The 16,182-nt window shown below is 62.5% G+C and carries 14 protein-coding genes; 2 read left to right on the top strand and 12 right to left on the bottom strand.

Annotated features, from left to right (window positions below):
- Nucleotides 1-7: 7 nt before the first annotated feature.
- The 3 genes from ABWI03_RS32495 to ABWI03_RS32485 are packed head-to-tail and all read right to left on the bottom strand — an operon-like array spanning nt 8 to nt 2,946.
- Nucleotides 8-1,216, bottom strand: a complete 1,209-nt coding sequence (locus ABWI03_RS32495; protein ID WP_317549634.1) for an NAD(P)/FAD-dependent oxidoreductase — start codon at nt 1,214-1,216, stop codon at nt 8-10.
- Nucleotides 1,213-2,601 (bottom strand): cytochrome P450, encoded by a 1,389-nt coding sequence (locus ABWI03_RS32490; RefSeq protein ID WP_317549635.1) that lies wholly within the window; start codon nt 2,599-2,601, stop codon nt 1,213-1,215. The genes ABWI03_RS32495 and ABWI03_RS32490 overlap by 4 nt, the downstream gene beginning before the upstream one ends.
- Nucleotides 2,602-2,625: 24 nt before the next feature.
- The gene (locus ABWI03_RS32485; protein WP_054827572.1) at nt 2,626-2,946 is read right to left on the bottom strand and encodes a 2Fe-2S iron-sulfur cluster-binding protein; all 321 of its coding nucleotides are present in this window, start codon (nt 2,944-2,946) and stop codon (nt 2,626-2,628) included.
- Between the two features lie 108 nt (nt 2,947-3,054).
- On the opposite strand from ABWI03_RS32485, the gene ABWI03_RS32480 reads away from it, so the two are divergent.
- On the top strand, nt 3,055-4,086 hold the full coding sequence (locus ABWI03_RS32480) for a helix-turn-helix domain-containing protein (protein WP_054827571.1): 1,032 nt from the start codon (nt 3,055-3,057) through the stop codon (nt 4,084-4,086).
- Nucleotides 4,087-4,219: 133 nt separating this feature from the next.
- Here ABWI03_RS32480 and ABWI03_RS32475 read toward each other — a convergent pair whose 3' ends face one another.
- From ABWI03_RS32475 to ABWI03_RS32450, 6 genes are all read right to left on the bottom strand, one after another.
- Entirely contained in the window at nt 4,220-5,323 is a 1,104-nt protein-coding gene (locus ABWI03_RS32475) for a recombinase (protein WP_235172423.1), read from the bottom strand.
- A gap of 8 nt (nt 5,324-5,331) precedes the next feature.
- Nucleotides 5,332-6,501: a site-specific integrase gene (locus ABWI03_RS32470; protein WP_054827592.1), complete on the bottom strand. Its 1,170-nt coding sequence runs from the start codon at nt 6,499-6,501 to the stop codon at nt 5,332-5,334.
- Between the two features lie 193 nt (nt 6,502-6,694).
- A complete protein-coding gene (locus ABWI03_RS32465) occupies nt 6,695-7,933 on the bottom strand; it encodes a TniQ family protein (protein ID WP_256670145.1) in 1,239 nt (412 codons plus the stop codon).
- The gene (locus ABWI03_RS32460; RefSeq protein WP_054827569.1) at nt 7,930-8,895 is read right to left on the bottom strand and encodes a TniB family NTP-binding protein; all 966 of its coding nucleotides are present in this window, start codon (nt 8,893-8,895) and stop codon (nt 7,930-7,932) included. Before ABWI03_RS32460 ends, ABWI03_RS32465 begins: the two co-directional genes overlap by 4 nt.
- Before the next feature lie 4 nt (nt 8,896-8,899).
- Nucleotides 8,900-10,582 (bottom strand): TnsB C-terminal domain-containing protein, encoded by a 1,683-nt coding sequence (locus tag ABWI03_RS32455; RefSeq protein ID WP_054827568.1) that lies wholly within the window; start codon nt 10,580-10,582, stop codon nt 8,900-8,902.
- Nucleotides 10,583-10,759: 177 nt separating this feature from the next.
- Nucleotides 10,760-11,806 (bottom strand): MFS transporter, encoded by a 1,047-nt coding sequence (locus ABWI03_RS32450; protein WP_030537352.1) that lies wholly within the window; start codon nt 11,804-11,806, stop codon nt 10,760-10,762.
- Nucleotides 11,807-12,095: 289 nt separating this feature from the next.
- On the opposite strand from ABWI03_RS32450, the gene ABWI03_RS32445 reads away from it, so the two are divergent.
- Nucleotides 12,096-12,728 (top strand): WYL domain-containing protein, encoded by a 633-nt coding sequence (locus ABWI03_RS32445; RefSeq protein WP_037126978.1) that lies wholly within the window; start codon nt 12,096-12,098, stop codon nt 12,726-12,728.
- 39 nt (nt 12,729-12,767) lie between these two features.
- Here the strand turns inward: ABWI03_RS32445 and ABWI03_RS32440 are convergent, their stop codons facing one another.
- The 3 genes from ABWI03_RS32440 to ABWI03_RS32430 all read right to left on the bottom strand — a co-directional run bounded on the left by ABWI03_RS32440 (nt 12,768) and on the right by ABWI03_RS32430 (nt 15,338).
- Nucleotides 12,768-13,922, bottom strand: a complete 1,155-nt coding sequence (locus ABWI03_RS32440; protein WP_030537351.1) for an epoxide hydrolase family protein — start codon at nt 13,920-13,922, stop codon at nt 12,768-12,770.
- A gap of 401 nt (nt 13,923-14,323) precedes the next feature.
- Nucleotides 14,324-14,545: a hypothetical protein gene (locus ABWI03_RS32435; protein WP_209923336.1), complete on the bottom strand. Its 222-nt coding sequence runs from the start codon at nt 14,543-14,545 to the stop codon at nt 14,324-14,326.
- A 424-nt stretch (nt 14,546-14,969) separates the two neighbouring features.
- On the bottom strand, nt 14,970-15,338 hold the full coding sequence (locus tag ABWI03_RS32430) for a hypothetical protein (protein WP_298773656.1): 369 nt from the start codon (nt 15,336-15,338) through the stop codon (nt 14,970-14,972).
- Nucleotides 15,339-16,182: the final 844 nt, after the last annotated feature.

Raw genomic sequence — 16,182 nt, 5'->3', positions numbered from 1 at the left:
GGATCGGTCAGTTGCGCGCGAGTCCGCCGAGCATCAGGTCTTCGCGTTGGACGGGGAGTCGCTGGGCGATCACCCGTTTGCTGTACATGAACTCGCGCGGGCGACCTATGCAGTCGGCGGCAATGAGCTCACCGGCCTGGAGATAGAAGCAACTGAAGTCACTGTCGCGGGTGGGGTCACCGCTGAGAACCACTTCGTCGTATCCGGTGTTGAGGCCGGCGATCTGCAGCTTGAAGTGATACTGATCTGACCAGAACCACGGCAACGCTTCGATTTTTCTGGACTTCCCGCAGGCGGTCGAGGCAGCGACTTTGGCCTGCTCTCCTGCGCTCGAGACGGACTCCAACCGTAGTCGACGGCCGTAACGGGCCATGTCGTGGCTCGCGCAGTCCCCCGCCGCCATGATGTCGGGGTCGTTGGTCCGAGTGTGATCGTCGATCACGATGCCGTTGTCGATGACAAGACCCGCATCGGCGGCGAGGTCGGTGTTCGGCTCGACGCCGACACCGACGATGACCAGATCTGCGGGGATCGATTCCCCGCTGGCCAAGGTGACTTCACGAACCTCACGGTCACCGGACAGGCCCTCGACCATCGCGTTCGTTCTGATGTCGACTCCCTGCTCGCGATGTATCCGCTCGAAGAACGTCGATACGTCGGGGGCAGTGACCCGCTCGAGCACACGCCCAGCTGCCTCGAGGACTGTGACCTGTACGCCCAGTACGCGCAGCGATGCCGCTGTCTCGAGTCCGATGTAGCCGCCTCCGACGATCACCACCCGCCGACCAGGGCTGGTGGCCATACGGATCCTCTCGACGTCCGCTGCGGTGCGCAGGTAGTACACCCCGTGGAGATCGGCCCCGGGAACGGTGAGCCGACGAGGACGGGCTCCCGTGCACAGCGCGAGCTTGTCGTAGGCCAGCTTCTCGCCGGTGTCGAGAACGACGTTGCCTTCCGACCGAGCGATGGCCTCCACCTGCGCGTTCAGAAGCTGAATACCTTGCTTGGAGTAGAAGTCCGTGCTGCGAATGGCGATGTCGTCGAGTACGCATTTGCCCGCCAGGTATGCCTTCGACAGCGGGGGGCGTTGATAGGGAGTGGCAGACTCGTTACCGATGAGGACGATGTCGCCTGTCCAACCCTCTTGGCGCAAACTTGCTGCCAGTTGTGCCCCAGCATGGCTTGCGCCGACGATGATCGCCCGTTGCGATGTCATGCGCTGGAAGTAGGCGTCAGGCGCACCATCATCTTGCTGATGCCCCGCACGAAATTCGACTGAACGTACTCGGGGTCGCCGACGACCTCGATGTTCTCGAAGCGGGGAAGCAACTCCTCCCACAGAATCCGCAGCTGCATTTCGGCCAGTCGATTGCCCATACACCGGTGTACACCGAATCCGAACGCGATGTGATTGCGCGCATTGGCGCGATCGATGATGAAATCATCAGGATTCTCGAAAACGCGTTCGTCGCGGTTACCCGAGGCGTACCACATCACCAGTTTGTCGCCCTTGCGGATGAATTGTCCGTTCAGAACGGTGTCGGCTTTGGCGATTCGGCGCATGTACGCCAATGGTGTTTGCCATCGGATGATTTCCGAGTTCATGTTGGGGATCAAATCGGGATTGGCCTTCAGTTTCTCGAACTGGTCGGGGAATTGGTTCAACGCAAGAACGCCACCGCTCATCGAGTTTCGCGTCGTGTCGTTGCCACCGACGATCAGCAGTACGAGGTTGCCCAGAAATTCCATCGGACGATCGATCAGATCCTTGGTGTCCTCGTTGCTCTGCAACATGGTGATCAGATCGAAACCGGACTCTTCCCCTACAGACCTCCTGGCTGCTTTGTCATGCCAGAGAGCGCTGAGGCCACGGGCCATGTCACGCATGCCTTCAAACACCTCGTCGTTGTCCGAGGGCCCACCGTTGGCTTGCTCCATCGAGGTTGCCAGATCAGACCAGTAGACGAGTTTGCGGCGTTGTTCGTAGGGGAAATCCAGAAGAGTTGCGAGCATCCGAGCTGTCAACTCGATCGAGACATTCTGAACCCAGTCGAACGGCTCGTTCAAGGGGAGGTCGTCCAGCACCTCCTGCACGCGTGATCGGATGAGTCCCTCCATCTCCCGGAGGTTCTTCGGTGCGACCACGCCTTGGACGGCAGCCCTCTGTCTGTCGTGGCGTGGTGGGTCCATCGCGATGAACATCTCGATATCGAGAAACCGGGGCGGGACGCCGATGACGATGAACGGCTCGGCGGAAAACAGCGCATGATTTTTGTCGACGGCCACGATATCGGCATGGCGCGTGACCGACCAGAACGGGCCGAACGGACTGTTGGGTTGGTAGTGAACCGGTGCCTCGTTGCGCACCCGTTCGAAGTACGACTGCCACCGCCCTTGTCTGTAAAGGAAGGGGTTACTGAGGTCGATGTCGGCGAGCTCGACATCCTCGACCGGTGGGATGGGACTTTCGACGAAGATCTTCTTGCCATTCGTTCCAGTCACCCACCGTCGGGTCTTGTCGTACAGATGAGCGCCCTGGATCTGCAGGCCTATCGGGATGGTCGACTGGACCTTGTCGGTGATCGACTCAGAAACTTTCATGCTGTCGTGCCTGCCTTTCGCATATCACAGTTGGAATTCAGGTGTTCGAACGATCAGGCCATCCCACGCTTCCGAGGCCACCATCTGGCACGACAACCGAGAAGTGGGTTCACGCTCGGGGTTCATCGCCAGCATCTCCTCCTCGTCGGCGCCGGACAGACCCACCTCTGTTGACCACTGCGGGTCGACGATCACATGGCAGGTGCCACAGGCCGTTTCCCCTCCACAGTCTCCATCGATCCCCGGCACAGCATTGTCGGTTGCAATCTGCATCAGCGATCGACCTTCGACCAGAGCCGCCTCGTGCTTCTCACCATCGTGGGCGACGAAAGTTACAGCTGCCATGTCAACTCCTCGTTTCCGGCGTGATTGAGGAAAGTGTCGTCGCGAACGCGGGTGACGGCTATGTTCGGTGGAGTCATAAACTTGTGAATTCGGGTCAAAGGGGTCACCGTGAAGCTGAGCGATGAGGGTGTGCCGCCGCTTGCGTTCGTGCAGTTGCTCGAACGCCGCGCACTCGACCCGGACGCCGCCGCGCGGCTTCGTGCGATCATGCACCGCGAAGGAACCAGTGAAGCGACGCTCATTCAGCATGACGTTCAGGCACCGATACGGTGGTTTCGGGAGGTCTACCCCGAACTCGATATCGCCCAGGCCACTCGACTCGGATTTGCGTTTGCCGAGCAGGCCCAGTTGACATCGTTCGGGCCTCTGAGTTCACCTTTGATCAGTGCTGGTTCGGTCGCCGAGATCGTCGATCTCCTGACATACCTGCCATTGATCTCCACGGCGTTGAAGTCGCAGTTCCATACTGGCGACTACGGTCTGATCGTCGGGCTCACTGCGCATACAGGCGATTCCGCACTGGACTGCTTGGTCATCACCTACGGTGGGTCGGCGTTACTACGACTGCTGGACATGCTCGCCGGTGACATATCGCCGGTGACACTCCATCTGAGCTGGCCGGAGCCGGCCGAGGTGGTGAGCCACGACGAAGGTCCGGGGTCGAATCGCCGATTCTTCGACGCTCCGATTTCCTTCGTCCACGTACCCGAGGACACCCTCAACAAGGCTTGTCGGTTCTCGGACCCTCTCGCATATCGACTCGCTATCGCTGATCTGCAGCGAACACTCGCCCAGCGAAGTGGGTCCATGTCATCTACGGAGAAGGTGAGGCAACTGTTGGAGAAGGACCTCGGACAGCGAACCAACCATGGTGTTGCACAGGCATTGTCGATGTCGAGCAGCACGTTGAAACGGCGGCTTGCCGAAGAAGGAACCACCTACAGCAAGGTGCGCCAATCGCTGCTGTACGAGCACGCGATGCTACGGCTCCTCGACCGATCGGTTTCGGTCAGCGAGATCGCTACTGAACTCGGATACAGCGACCTCGCCAACTTCTCTCACGCCTTCAAACGCTGGACCGGACGCTCTCCGAAAGATTTCCGAAACCCGCCACTCTCGGACGACGCGGATTCGACGTAGATCCCACAGAACGCGGGGTCGAGATCGATGCCTCCGTTCGTCCGCGGACTGATCGATCTTCATCGCGGAGAGTTCGGAGACGTCGCCGCCGTGAGAACGAAGAGTTTGTGCAAACTCGAGTACGAACCACTTGTCACTCGACGGTGTCGGCCGGCACGCGTGTGGTCTCCGATTCGAGAAAGTCGACGAGTGCTTCCAACAGGCTGTCCGCGCGGATTTCGACATCAGCGAGGACAGAGTCCACGTCATCGAGAAGACCGTGGGCGTGTCTACGCGCAAGCGTTCCGCGTTCGTAGTAGCCGGGGTCGAGCACGACCCGCGGTACTGGATCCGATGCCGCGATCCGCTCCGGCTGTTGTGACCGCGCAGTGGGCTGCAGGCGGGTGGGCGCACGTCCGTCCAGGTGCGCTCGCACGATGCCGGCGACCGCACGCGACGTGAGCGGGGTCGCAGTCAACGGGGTGTGACCCCACCGGTCGATCGCAGTCGACAGCGGCTGTCGATCGGCCGAATCGACGTACCGGTCGTATCCTCCGATTCCGGTGCCGCCCACGGCATCGAGAGCGTCGGCGAGCATTCGGGTGCTCGGATACCGCGCGTGATGGCCGAGCACCTCCAACCAGCGCTGGTACACCATCCGCGGCGAGATACCCGTCCCCGTCAGTGCGAGGGAGGTGAGGATATGAACGCCGCGGCCTGAGTCGATACGAAGGGCGTCGATCCTCGGATCGGCGGTGACGTCGCATGCCCGCAGGGCCGCGATCTGGGTGTACGGCAGACCGGTCGAGGCAACGACCAGGACGAGGGCATCTCGCCGCGCGAACAGTGCTGACGGCCAACCGGATTCGGGGAGACGCGCGATGATTCCGCCGATCACGGCTGCCAGCTCGTGCAGGCGCGCCGTGCGCGCCACGTCCAGCGCAGCCCGGACAGCCTCCGCGCGCCCCGGAGGGGGTAACAGGTGCCGGGAATGGGCGGCGTCGATCACCGCGATCCGGCGGCGTTGGGTCGTCGACGCGGCGGGGTGCGCGTGGAGGAACCGAGCAAGTGACTCCGGAGAGGCCGCCAGTGGTGGTTCGTCATGGGCGGTGCACCAGTCCTCGAACAGTGACCACGTGTGCCGATCGCGCTTCGGCACCGCCGCGTTCGCGATATCCGCTGGCCGTATCGAACCGGCGCGGTCATCGTGGTCAGCATCTGCCTCGGTCGCCCCGTCGCCGCTCACAGATGCAGTCACGCGCCCGGTCATAGACCGAGTTCGGTGACCGCGTTGCCGACCAGAGGTGCGTGCTCGCGGGCATATGTTTCGACCATTGCGGGTGTGGTGTGCCCGGTCTGGCGCATGATCGTGTGCGCATCGGCACCGTTGCGAAAGGCTTGCGTGACGAATCCTGCACGCAGAGAATGCCCGCCGAATTGGGCGACGGTGTCGGGGTCGTATCCAGCTCGAGTAGCTCGTCGACGGATCGCCGCATGTACCGCAGCCCCGGACAGCGGCGTATCGGAGATGTTTCCGTTCTTGCGGACAGACCGAAACAGAGGGGACCGTTTCTCGGCTGCAGGAAGGGTGCCGAGGCAGATATGAGACTCGAATTCCACTGCGCGAGAGAGCAGTCGAATGACCTCGACTCTGCCCCCGGAGTCGAACGCGGCGACGACCTGAAGCCACCGCACCCACGCACAGACCGGACATGACTCGTGGCGGCCAGTGAACGGTAATGCCTTCACTGCACCGGCACCGTCCTGGTCTGTCTTCGATTTGCGGATACGTACGTGCGCGCCGTCGAGACGGTCGCGGCGGATATCACGACACTCGAGAGCGACGAGTTCACCCCGCCGAAACGCGCCGGTGTAGCCCATCAGCAGCAGCGCGGTGTCACGCCGTTCGAGGACCTCCGACGCCCACCCGATCGAACTGCGACGCGCGTGGTCGACGATCGTGGTGATGTCGGAAGTCAACAGAGGCGCACGCGGATTGCGGGGTCGCTCCCCCGCCGACGCGTAATCCCGTCGGATACCGGAAACGGTGGCGCGCACCATCTCGTGGCCGCACGGGTTGTCGTGGCCAGTAGCGCGGTGACTATCGGCGATCGCGGCAACCCATTTACCGAACGTCGACGGTGCATATGCCCGCGTTCCCTCGACTGTGAGTGTGTCGGCCGCTCCAACGAGATAGGCAGCCACCGTCGCAGGGTGCGCCGGCAACGAGATATGTCCGGTGGCGGCGCACCAGGTCTCGAAGCGTCGCCACGCCGAAGCGTAGGCCCGCCGGGTCCCCGCGGAGCGTGACGCGGCCATCGATCGCTCGATCCGAGCCGCAACCTCGGGCGGCAAATCCGGAAACACGGCCGCAGTACCGCCCGGCAAGACAGCTGGAATCGCGGCCGAGCCGCCGGTGAGCTGGCGTTCTGTCATGGGCAGAACTGTATCGGGCACCTCCGACACAGTTTTCGGATTCAAAACACGCTCACCTGGCGATTCATCGAAGACGGTGCGGGAAGGAAAATTCTCGTGGGTCACCGCACACAAACCGTGGGTGACTACAGGGTGCGATCGAATTCCGCCTGAAAGCGCAGAGAAACGTGTGGCGATTGCGATCTAGCGCGCTTCAGTCCCAGTCCAGTCGAATACCGAGCTCGACGAAGGCATAGGCCAGCTCATCGACGTCATCTTCGGTGCGGCACCCCGTTCGAGCGAATCCGAACAAAGATCGGGCGGCATCGCTGTCGACGCGGGCGGCGGCGACAGCGGCATCGATCGCCGCAATCACACCGTCCCAAGCGCTGCGGGCGGGTACCGGACTGCGAGACCTCGTCGGAGCGGCCCCCGGATCGACCGGCTCGTACCGTCGCGGCCGCAGCAAGCAGGCATCAGCACCGCTCGCGGCTATCTCATCGTTCTCGACCGCATTGATCGCGGTCGCGGCAGCAAACAAAACCTTCGCTTGCTCGTCACACCGCAGTTGCTCGAACGGAACCCACGATGTCCGCAGCGGGCGAGAATGGCCGGTGGACTTCCAGATCGCGCTCAGTGGCTTCGCCCACCATCCGGTGCGGACCAGCGGTGTCGATACCTCGTCGACGACGGTACGCAGCAGCCTGAACCACACTCCGGCATGAACACGGCCTCCGCCGAGCTCGACCGACCCGCACGTCAACGCGACGGCGGTGCGTCTGTCGATTTCTGCGACGACTGCCGGTACGGGTATCGGTGGTGCGTGTTCGTCCGAGCCTGGCGGTGTCCTGTCCCAAAAGACCAGTCGGCCGGGTATGACAGCACAGAATTCGAGCCGGCAGAGGTGTTTCGTGCAGCTGGTCAGCATCGGGTACTGATGAGCCATCATGACCGCGATGTCGGCGTCTGTGTCGAGGTCGTCGATACACAAGGGGCATGCCCGCGTATCGAGCTTGCTCACCCAGGGAAGCCACGTGCCGGCGGGCGGTGCGCGTCGACGTCGATCTGACCTTGCCAGACCCGCCGGTAGTAGGACAGAGAACTGATGGACGTAGGTGTCGAAGTCGCATCCGCCGGGGTCGGTGCTGTCGAGCAGCCAGGGCGTACCGCCCGCCAACGTCATCTCACGCAGCCGTTCCGCTGTGCAGGTGCTCCTCTGGGCAAGCGCGGATAGCACCGGCTCGGGTGTGTAGCGGTCGAGGTCCACGCCCGAAGTGTCGACACCGAGCCCGTCGAGAAGATCCGCTGTACCGATCAACGAATACAGTCTGCTAGTCCGGGCAAGCCACGACATCAGAGTCTCACCAGGTAATGGTTGCGGGTGCAGCGGCCACCGCGGATGCCCACTGTGGTCGAACGCTGTAGGCGCTGGCGAGGCATCGGCTGATGTCATGCCAGATGCCGTTCGAAGTGGCGACGGCGTTCGGTGGGCCCGGAGTAGGCAGTCTGCGTCAGCACCTGCGAGGTGATCGCTTCCTCGCCAGCCTCTATTGCGGTCACTGCGGCCGCGGTCAACAGCGTGGCCAGTTCGCCGATGGTGCCCTCACACCGGGTGAGGAGGTAATCGGTCATCTCCGCCGACGTCAGGTGCGAGGGCGCACGCAACGGGAAGCTGGCGGTGAAGCTCGCCAGCAGGGAGCGGGTGTCGATGTCGTTGGTCCAGATCGGCAGCGTCATGGGGTGAAAACGGTTCTCCAACTGTGCATCACTACGGATCGCGAGGTACGCCTCTCGGGTGCCCACTCCGACAAGAGGAATCCGCAGTTCGTTGCCTAGAAACCGCAACAGGTTCAGGAATTCTCGGCGCACGTTGTCGCGGCCGGCGAGAACATTGTGGAGCTCGTCGATGATCAGCATCCGAACCCCGGTCGCTCGCAGCAGCGAGATTGCTTGCTGTTCGAGTTCGTGGACTCGGCTCCGCGGGCGGATCGGCGTTCCGAGTGCAGCAAGCATCGCCAGGTAGAACCGTGCGGGTGCTGGGTCTGGAGGCATCTGCATACACAACACCGGTATCTGCTCGCGATCGGGCAAGCTGACAGCAGGGTGCGCACGCCGGAACTTCTCGATGATCATCGACTTGCCGTTGTTCGTCGGTCCGATCAGAAGCACGTTCGGCATACGTTGCCGATCCGGCCACACCAGCAACGTCTCAAGATGCTCGATCACCGACCGTGCACGCGGATACCCGATCCACCGTTCAGTACGAATATGCCTGATGCGTTGCGCGGCAGGAAGAACCGCAATCGATCTGACCGAACTTCGCAGGTGGGTGAGGTCCGCACGAACGACGTCGATGTCTTCGCAACTACGGTCGTCATCGTCGCCGGCGGGAGCGTTTCGGGGGTCGTGGTTCATCCATTCACCACTCTTCGATGTCGTCGAAGATCGGAACCGGCACGTCGTCGGTGCCTGGGCCGAGCTCGGGCGGGCTCTGCGTGTCCGGTGGTGTGGTGATGCTGCTCAGATGAGAACGGCGAGTGCGATTACGGCGGGCCCGCTTGGTGTACCTCTGTGCGGACGTGGCTATCTGACGCATCTGCTCGATCATCGCGAACAGAGCGTGTTCGTCGATACTTGCTCGGCCTTGTTCTCGAAGGCGCACCACCGCTGCCCGGTGTTCCCACGCTGTCACGGCCGGATGTGACATCGTCCGGTATGGCACCTCGACGTACCCGCCGCCGCTGTCGGGGTCCAGGACCCACACCCTGCTCAGATCACGTGGATCACGCCGGATAACGAACTGACCCAACTTCTCTCGCCTGGCGATCCATGGTTTCAGCGCGTTCGAGAAGTACTGGATGTGGTCGATGACGAACCCTGTCCGGGTCAGTCGGCGCCGGATGACGGGGAGGAAGTCCACTAAGAATGCGGTCTCATCCACCACTGTCGAGCTCGCCAGAGCGGTATCGGCGTCGGTGCTGCTGGTCCACTGCGCAGCCGGGCTCCGGCTCAGGCCGGTGTGCACGTCCGCGTGATAGGCCGCGATCGCCAAAATCAGCCAGCGTTCCAGTTCTCGTAACGTCAGAGCTGCCGCGCCCTCCGAGTCGTAGCTGCCCCGCTGCGTTGGATTCGAGAACGTGGTGCCAGGGAGCTCGTGAACCTGGGTCATGACGGTGCCGATGATGCGTTCGACAATCCCGCCGTATTGCGGCCTGCCGGGTGGGCGGTAGCCGAGGTCGATACCGTGTTGCTCGCAACCCCGCCGTAGCGCTTCACTTTTGAACTCGGCGGCGTTGTCGACGTACAAGGCGCGCGGCTTTCCGGCCATCGGCCACCGCACATCCGCGCCGAGCCCCAGAGCGTCGATCCATACGCTTTTGTCCGAGCACACCCGGCCCAGACACAACCCGACCGACACTGCGGACGGCGAGTCGAGTGTGACCACGAAGCCCGGCACGCAGCGGCTGAAGACATCGATAGCAATCGTGAGATAAGGACGTCCGATCGGCACCCGGTCGTATTCGTCGACGATCATCAGATCGACCACGGTGTGATCGATCTGGACTTGCTGGAGAACCGCCGTCACCGGCGGCGGGACATCGCCAGCGGATTGCCGCGATCGAGCGGCATCCGGTCCGCCACGTGACCGTGCGACGCGGCCCGGGTGCATTGCTGCGATCCGCGCGGCGACTGTGTTGCGGGCTGGAATAGGGAGTCCCGCACGGTGACAGGCCAGCGCGATATGTCGATGCAGTGCGGCGACACTGAGCTTCTGGCGAGCCAGAAACTCGCGGTTGATGTGCTCGGCGATCACTTCTTCCACCTCGGCCGGCACGCGGGAACGGCCGCGCCCGCCTGCAGGAGCGGAGACCAACAGATCTGTGACCGACCCTCCCCCATTCCGGAGCTTGGACAACAGCACGTACACACGCCGGGGCGAGACCCCCAACTGCTGTGCTGCATCCTCGACCACTGCGGTGCCGATCGAGGATCGATCCGCTAGTTCGCTGAGCACTGCGAACCGTGACCGTGCCTGCTCCCACTGCTCGGCCGACGCGGTCAGCACACCAGTCTCTGCGACGTCGAACTTGTCCGCGTCCATCGCAGCCTCCGAACGCCAGGCCTGTGTGATCGACCGATTGTGCAGTCCACTTCTGCAGTCAGAATGTCAGAAGACGACTGCAATCGGAGGTAAAACCCCAGGAAATTATGACGCCCACTTCTGAAACTGACAGAGAGTGTCGGCTGACTTATGAACGGTCGTTTACGGGATCTGGCGTCACGCTGATTCACGTCTGAGTTTCTGCGTCGACCAGGCGTGCGTTGCGAGGAGGGCGAGCGCGATAGCGCTGAGGATTAGCGTGGATACGAACCCTCCGGCGTAGTGGTTGGTCGGTATCTGCCCGTCGGCGGCAGCGACGATGGCGAGGCCGAAGCTGTTTCCAAACTGCTGCGCGGTTGTGAGCACTCCGGAAGCAGCTCCGGCTAGTGCTGCGGGGAGCAGGTGAGTCGTGCCGTCAGCGATTGACGCCAGTGCGATACCCATGCCGATGCCGAAGATCCCGCTCGCCGCAATCAGGGCCGCGGGGAAGGGGGCAGCAGAGAAGGCCCAGATCGCGGCCAGACCGGTTGTCATGATGAGCGCGCCGAGCGCGGTCGTTCTGTCTGTCCCGAGCCGCCGCTGGAGCCGGTGACTGGTGGCTGCGGCGAGGAAAGCCCCGAGTGATAGGGGAAGGAATGAGAGACCGGTGGCGAGGGGGCTGAGCAGGTGGAACAACTGCAGGTTGAGGGTCATGAAGTAAAAAGTGGCTGTCATGGCTCCGCCGATGAACATCATCGCGGTAGCGGGCCGCCAGGCGCCGGTTCGACCGAGCGCTACAAAAGGGATCAGAGGTGATGCCGCGCGCTTCTCGATGAGCACGAATGTGACGACACTGACCAGTCCAAGGAAGGCCCACCCGGCAGCGGTGAAAGAGTTCGAAACCGACATGACTGCCAGTACAAGTGATGCCGTAGCTACTAGGAACGCGGTGCTGCCGGCCAGGTCGAGATGGGGCCGTGCGGTGGGGTGCGGCGTCCGGTTACCGAAGATGAGCAACGCCAGAAGTGCGAGCCCGATCGGGACGTTCACCAGCAGAGTCCACCGCCATCCTAGGGTTTCGACGATGACTCCACCGCCAAGTACTCCGAGAGCGCCACCGCTGCCGGATGCCGCGCCCCATAAGCCGAACGCTTGCGCGCGAGCTGGGCCCTGAGGAAAGGTCTGCGAAAGGAGTGCGAGCCATGCCGTCGACCCTTCCCCGCGGGCTGTGAGTGACGCTGGCATTCACCGATATGCAATCGCGGCAGGAACCCCAGATCCGAAGTGACGTCAGGATCTATCAACAAGCGACGTCAACATTGGCCGACAAAGCCATCTGGGGTACCCCGTTGACACACGTCTCGGTGTCGACGGCGGATACTCTCTCGAACCTGGGGCGGTCCTGCCGCCGATCTTTCTTTCCACAGATGAGGCGCTGGCATGTGCTCTCGCGCTTCGAAGGTGGAAGGAAAGCTCTGATCCAACCCTGACCGCCAGTTCTCTCGGCAAGCTCCTCGCATCACTGCCCACTCATGTGCGGTGGGTCATCGATGCGGTAGCGAAAGTCACGATCGATGCGCCAGTGGACGGTCTCGAACCAATAGACTCCCCGGTCGTCAACATCGGGGTTCTCGGTGAGCTGGCAAGAGCATGTCTGCTCGGCCGTCGAGTGGAGTTCAAGCACTCGCAGCGAAACGGAGCGACGAAGGACCGACGGGTTGATCCCCTTGCGATGGTCAACACAGTGCGGCGGTGGTACCTCGTCGCCTTCGACGTCGACACCGACGATTGGCAGACGTACCGTGTCGATCGCATCTCCGACGTCGCCGTCAGCCAGATGCCGATCCGATCGCATACGTTTCCCGGCCCGAGCGTCGATGAATGGGTGACTCGGCAGCTCAGCGCGGGGTGGCAGCAGGTGACCGCCACCGTCCGCGTGCACGCAACAGTGGATACGGTGCAGCGCTGGGTTGCGCCGGCATGGGGAGCTATCGAACAGGAGACAACTCGGACCACGATCGTGCACGCGGGAGCCGAGAGCTACGAGTCCATCGCCAGATGGCTCCTGCTCCTACAAGCCGACATCGAGGTGCTAGAACCCAACGAGCTACGGACCGCGTTCGTCCACGTAGCGCAGCAAGCTGCTCGCGCAGCGCAGCCAGGTTAACCAGAGTGGGCCGGCCATCGCACGACCGGCCCACTCTGGTCAGCAGAGAGGCCGGAAGAACTCCGTCAGGTCTGCGATAAGGAGCTGCGGTTCTTCGAGGGCGGCGAAGTGCCCGCCACGGTCGGTCACATCAGTCCACCGAGTGATGGTGTTCTCCAGTTCGGCGTAGCGGCGAATACCGACGTCGTGAGCGAACATGATGACCCCGGTGGGAACACCGGAGGGCTCCTTAGTTGCTCCCCACGCTGAGTGCTGCGCGTACCCGATGTAGGCAGCTGTGCCCGCGGTCTCGGTAAACCAGTACAGGGAGACGTCGGTCAGGATTCGATCGAGGGGGATGATCGTTTCGGGAAGCTCCTCGTGCGGAACGGTCCACTTCTGGAACTTATCGATGATCCACGCAAGCTGGCCAGCGGGAGAATCCACGAGCCCCGCGGCGAGAGTCTGAGGTCGAGTGGACTGGATCGCGATGTAGCCATACTCCTCCTGCATGAACGCCTGAACCCGCCCCAGACGGTCAAGCTCCAACGGAGTGAACGACGCAAGATCTGCTTCGCTGGGAGCCTGCAACGGCATTCCCATCGAACCATTAACGTGGACGCCGACCACATGAGACGGTGCCACTCGCGCGACCTCGGGAGAGACGGCAGCACCGATGTCACCACCCTGTACCCCGTATCGGTCGTAGCCGAGACGTTCCATCAGTGTTGCCCACGTCCGCCCGATTCGAGCCGCGTCCCAACCGCCCTCAACCACCGGGCTCGAAAATCCGAATCCCGGCAGCGACGGAATGACCACATCGAACGCATCCGCCGCCGCCCTTCCGTGCGCTTCCGGATCAGTGAGGGGGCCGATGAGGTCCACGAACTCAACGAACGACCCCGGCCATCCGTGAGTGAGCACCAGCGGCAGCGCGCCCGAAACCTTCGATCGGACGTGGACAAAGTGGATCGTCTGCCCCTCGATCACAGTCGTGAACTGCGGAAGCATGTTCAGCGACGCTTGCTGCTCCGCCCAATCGAACTCGTCAACCCAGTACGCGACCAACCGTCGCAGATAGCTGACCGGCACTCCTGTCGACCAGTCATCACCAGGCAGCGGCGGCGGAAACCGGGTCTCGCTCAACCGGCGTTTTAGCTCCTCGACAGAGCTCTCGGGGATGTCAATTCGAAACGGCTGTACTTCTGCACTCATACAAAGTTCCTTCCATCGCGTGCTGGCTCAGATGGACCACGCCACGACGACGACGCTAGGAACGAACGAGGACATACCCTGTCCCCCTGCCGAAAATGATCGTTTGGGAGCCGCGGGTCGGCACAGCGCCCGCGACAGCTATCACCGTAAAAGGCGTGCCACCTAAATCCGCGATTCACACCCCAGTTCGTACTGAGGGAGCGGTGTCGAGAACTGGTGTCGACAATCTATGTCGAATAACCCACAGACCTTGTCTTTTCGACAGAGAAGTTTTTTTCAGGCTGCCCACCAGACGATGACGAGGGCGAAGAGGATGCAGCCGAGGATAACGGCAATTTCTGACCTCGCTCCGAGGAATTTTCGGACGCGCTTTCGTCGGTCGATGCGAGGCGGTGGTGCCGTCATGGTGTGGGGGAGGGCTGAATCGTGGCTTCGAGTCGGGTGAGTCGTTCTTCGAGGGCGCCGGTGATAGCGAGCAGTCCCAGCACAGTGGGTTCGGTGATGTCGCTGCCGTGTTGAGCGTGTTTGAGCAGGGTGGTGCGCAGGAGTGAACACATGGGGGCGTCGTCGCTGATGGGGAGTTGCTCGAGTTTGGCGGTCAGACGCTCGTCGGGGGAGGCCATGGGTAGCTCCTGCACGTGTGGATCATGCAGGCCGAGTGAAAGGGGCGACTGCCTGCGCGGTGGCAACGGGTGGTGCGCTGGAACCGAGGCGGAAAGCAGCGCACCACAGTGTGATGTTACTGCGTCATTGCTGGGCGCTCGGTACGTGGGAGGTAAGTGACGGCGCACCCCTGGATGCGAGGAACTAGCTCGGTACGGTTCACCTGCAGGCGGCGAGGTACTCCTCGGTAGTTCAATGCTCAAGTAGCTGTAACTGTGCGAAGACTGGTAACCGGGGTGGGTGGCACGTAAATTTTCGGGGGCGGCATCACCCGGTCCCCAACGGGTATGGCGAACGCTCCGCCGGTAGCCACCTCTGGTCTATCGGCGGGCGAGCCGTCCGGCAGGTTTCAGCGCATCGACTGTGTTTTCGCTGCGTCGGCGGTCAGCGTGGGTTGGGGGTGCGCCACAGTCGCGGGGTGTCGCCGTCTTCGTTGTTGGCGAGGGCCCGGATTCCGTCGGCGTCCTGGGCGAGGATGTCCGCGAAGTGCTGTCGGTGGGTGTTGTCGAGGCCGTCGGGCAGGTTCGCACCGTCGGTGACGGATGCTGCGGCGCCGTCGAGGTAGCGGGCGATCCGCAAGAGCAGCGGGCGTGGGGTCGGGACGACGGAGTGGTTCGCGTCGGCGGTGATCATGCCGAGAGTCGAGAGCAGGGACAGGCCGGCGACAGCTTCTTTGTCGTCGAGGTTGATGTGTGCGACTTTCAAGGCTTCGGCCAGCGCCGCGGTGGTCAGGCCGACGGCGGCGACGGGCATGGAGATGCTGCGCTCGAATCCGATCAGGTCGGCGCCGGGGGGCTTCGTCGGAGAGTGACACAGCGAGGGACTGCGCGAATGCGAGGAGGCGTTCGTCGGTGAAATCGCGCTGCGTGGTCTGGCGGGTGACTCTCATCAAGGTCGCGTATTCGGAGACTTTGTCGTCGAGGATATTCCGGGCTTCGGTGTCGGTGATCGTGAGCCCGAGATCGAGGAGGGCGGCCCGGAATTCGGTGGATCGGGTGTGGAGCCAGGTGGGCCGAGGACTCATCGCTGCTCCCGTGAGGTTGAGGCCGTGGTTGTCGAGGTGAGCTTAGATCCGCCTCACATCGCAAGAACGAAATGGCCGCCGAAACACGCCGGGTGGTTACAGGTCAGTGAAATCGTGTGCGCTACATTTCCCTTCCGCACCATCTCCGTTCGAGGCGGCGATGGATAGGGGTTCGCCGAGATGTCACACGACTGCAGGCGAGCCGCTCCCGATCGTGTGCCCGGCCCCCCAGAGTTGGGCACACTCGACCCACCCAGCTGGTACTGACGACCAGCAGGGTGGGTCACCCAAAGGTGTGCGGTGTGTTTTCCTCGTACCGAGTGGCCCAGGTGATAGTGGCCGAGGATGCAGTGAATATCCGATTCGGGTCTCCGCAGCGGGTTTCTCTTCGTTCCGTCGAGAACCCGTGTGCAGAACCTACGTCGAATATCGTCTCCATCAGTGTCGGACGGTACTCGAGTGCTGATGCGGAAAAACATACAGTCAAACCACAGGACCTACTCAGTGAATGTGTGGATCAAAGTCGGGTGAGAGTGTCGAGACCGCCCCGGAATTGCAGCTCCGACGTGCTCA

This window comes from Rhodococcus baikonurensis (genome assembly GCF_040489275.1).
Lineage (GTDB): Bacteria > Actinomycetota > Actinomycetes > Mycobacteriales > Mycobacteriaceae > Rhodococcus_F > Rhodococcus_F baikonurensis.
Note: the sequence above shows the minus strand (reverse complement) of the source record. Positions and strands in the feature narration are given on the sequence as shown.